Source organism: Streptomyces sp. NPDC057543 (assembly GCF_042801895.1).
Classification (GTDB): Bacteria; Actinomycetota; Actinomycetes; order Streptomycetales; family Streptomycetaceae; genus Streptomyces.
The window spans coordinates 1-2,777 of record NZ_JBHVFF010000520.1; the positions used below are offsets into that span (position 1 = coordinate 1).

Here is a 2,777-nt window from a genome sequence, read left to right on the forward strand (position 1 = left end):
GCCCGTGAGGACCCACGGGCCGCCTCCGCCAGGTCAGTTTCCCTGCTGCCGGGCGATGTCCTCGGCCGCCAGGTGGGCGAAGACCATCGCCGATCCGATCGGCACCCCCGGGCCCGGGTAGACCAGGCCGCTCACGGACGCCATGGTGTTGCCCGCCGCGTAGAGGCCCGGGACGACGTCGCCGTCGGGTGTCGTCACCCGGGCCCGGTCGTCGGTGGTCAGGCCGCCCTTGGTACCGAGGTCTCCCAGGACGACGGGAACGGCGTGGAACGGCCCCTTCTCCAGCGGCACGAGACTGGGGTTCGGGCCCTCCCCCGTCGCGAAGAAACGGTCGTAGGCGTCTTCCCCGCGGTGGAAGTCCTCGTCCTTGCCCGCCGCCGCGAACGCGTTGAACCGTTCGACCGTCGCGATGAGTTCGTCCGCGGGAACACCGATCTGCTCCGCCAGGCCGGCCAGGGTGTCGGCCCTCTTCCACACACCGCTGTCCAGGTAGGGCCGGGCGTCGGTGGGGTTCGCGCTGACGAAACCGGGCGGCAGCCCTTCCGTCGTGCCGTCGTAGATCCAGTAGCAGGGCAGGGGAACCCCGGCGGTCTCCTGGGCGAGCAGCGCGCGGCCCGTCTGGTCGTAGGGCAATGACTCGTTGGCGAACCGGCGTCCTCGGGCGTCGACGAAGATGCCGCTCGTCGCGCCGAGGGTGAAGGCCGCGGACGATTCGTCCACCACCACGCTGGGGCACCACCAGCACTCGCCCAGCAGGTCGGTGCCCGCGCCGGCCGAGATGCCCGCCCGCAGTGCGTCGCCGGTGTTGGCTCCCACCGGTCCCATCGTCCATCGGGCGTCCCGGGGGGCCTGGTACTTCCGGCGCAGTTCGTCGCTGCCCTCGAAGCCGCCGGTGGCGAGGATGACGCCCGCACGGGCCCGGATACGCAGTCGGCGGCCGTCCCGCAGAGCGTGGACGCCGACGACCCGGCCGTTCTCCTGGATCAGTCCGTCCAGGGCGGTGCTGTGGCTCAGCCGCACCCCCGGCGTCTCCCGCAGGGCCAGCAGGAAGCGTCCGACCAGGGCCTGTCCGCCCACCAGTCGGGTCCGGGGCACCTCGGCGCCCAGGCGGTCGGCGGCCCATGAGGGACGCAGGACGTCCATCAGGTCACCGAGGTCCGCGGCGTCGATGTCCTCCGGCATGACGGAGCGTCCGCGGTCGAATCTTCCCGGGGCGTCGTAGTAGTCCGGGAACGCCGCGTAGCGGAACCGCAGATGACGGTTCCCCTCCAGGAACGCGACCAGCTCCGCACAGTGGCCGACGTACGACTCCTGCAGCGACGCGCTCGTGCGCTCGCCGACCGTGGCCCGCAGGTAGGTGAGCCCCTTCTGCACGCTGTCGTCGAGTCCGGACCGCTGTTGCGCCTGGTTGCCCGGCAGCCACAGAGAGGCGCCGGAGTAGGCGGTGGTGCCGCCGAAGAGCGGCGTCTTCTCGATGAGCATCGTGTCCAGTCCACGGGCCGCAGCCGTGTAGGCGCCCGTCAGGCCGCCGCCTCCCGAACCGGCCACGAGGACGTCGCACTCGTCGTCCCATCCTTCCTCCGCCGGGGATGTACTGCCTGCGGCAATGGACATGGGTGCCTCCCGCACGGTGGTCGCTGTGCCGGTCAGCGTAGGAAGACGTGCCGTTGTTACGGGGAGCGCAGTCCCGTTCACCGGGAGGAATCCGGCCCGACGCGGCGGAGCACGGAGACCAGCGGACGGGCCGTGCCGGCTGCGGGCGAGCGCCCCACCGGGGCGCTCCCGATGAGCGGGAGCGGGGCGGTGCCGTCCGACGCCGGACCGGGTGTCCGAGGGCGCGTCGTCCGATCGCGATGCCGGCGGCATCATGACGGGACATCTTGCGCTTGGGGGTGGCCAGTGGCTTCTGCCAGTGCTGGGAACCCCACGAACTCCCCGTGTGGTGTGGCCCGGGGAGCTGTCGGAGCGCGGTGGGCGCCCGGTCGCACTGAGCGGGACCGTCCCGCGCCGTTCCCCGCGCCTTGCCGCGTATCCTCGGACGTCGTTCCTGTATGCGACCGGTCAGGGGGAGAAGTGCCGAGAATCGCCGAGGCCAGGGCAGGCGCCGAGCCCAGCTCTCCCGGTCAGCGGGCACGTCAGCATCGCATCCTCCGCGCGGCCGCGGAGCTCGCCGCCGAGCAGGATCTGGACCGGGTGCAGATGCATGAGGTGGCCAAGGCCGCCGGAGTGGCGATCGGCACGCTCTACCGTTACTTCCCTTCGAAGACCCACCTGTTCACCGCGGTCATGGCCGAGCAGATCGAAGGCTTCGGCGCGCGGCTGCCCGAGCGCGGCGCCGGCACTTCTCCGGTGGACGCCGTATTCGAGACGCTGGCCAGCGCCACGCACAACCTGCTGCGCCACCCGACGCTCGCCACCGCGATGATCCAGTCGGCGAACTCCGCGAGCGCCGCGACCGTCACCGACGTGACGCGCGTCGACACCGGCTTCCGCGACCTCATGCTGAAGGCCTGGGGTGTGGAGCATCCCGCGGAGCAGCACCTCACCCGCGTCCGGTTGCTGACGCTGCTCTGGTACGGCGTCCTGCAGTCGCGGCTCAACAAGCGGATCTCCGCCGCCGACGCGGAGTCCGATCTGCGCATGGCGTGCGAGCTGCTGCTCGCGCCCGGACCCACGCCCCTGGAGACGCGCTCGGGCTGATCCCGGCCGCGATGCGGTGCGGCATGGCGCCGTAGCGCCATACCGCACCGGTCCGTACGGAGGCGCCGGTGCGGAAG

Annotated in this window: 2 protein-coding genes; one reads left to right on the forward strand and one right to left on the reverse strand. The window is 71.9% G+C overall.

All coding sequences use genetic code 11. From position 1 onward, the window contains the following. Positions 1-33: 33 nt before the first annotated feature. Positions 34-1,614, reverse strand: a complete 1,581-nt coding sequence (locus tag ACFU8Q_RS40755; RefSeq protein WP_384465051.1) for an FAD-dependent oxidoreductase — start codon at positions 1,612-1,614, stop codon at positions 34-36. Between the two features lie 459 nt (positions 1,615-2,073). Here ACFU8Q_RS40755 and ACFU8Q_RS40760 point away from each other — a divergent pair, with 459 nt between their 5' ends. After that, positions 2,074-2,700, forward strand: coding sequence for a TetR family transcriptional regulator (locus ACFU8Q_RS40760; protein ID WP_384465054.1), 627 nt, complete (start codon positions 2,074-2,076; stop codon positions 2,698-2,700). The last annotated feature ends 77 nt before the right edge of the window (positions 2,701-2,777 follow it).

What these genes read in the sequence shown, in the direction of transcription:
- ACFU8Q_RS40755 (WP_384465051.1), bottom strand. Translation starts at nt 1,614, where the DNA reads ATGTCCATTGCCGCAGGCAGTACATCCCCGGCGGAGGAAGGATGGGAC.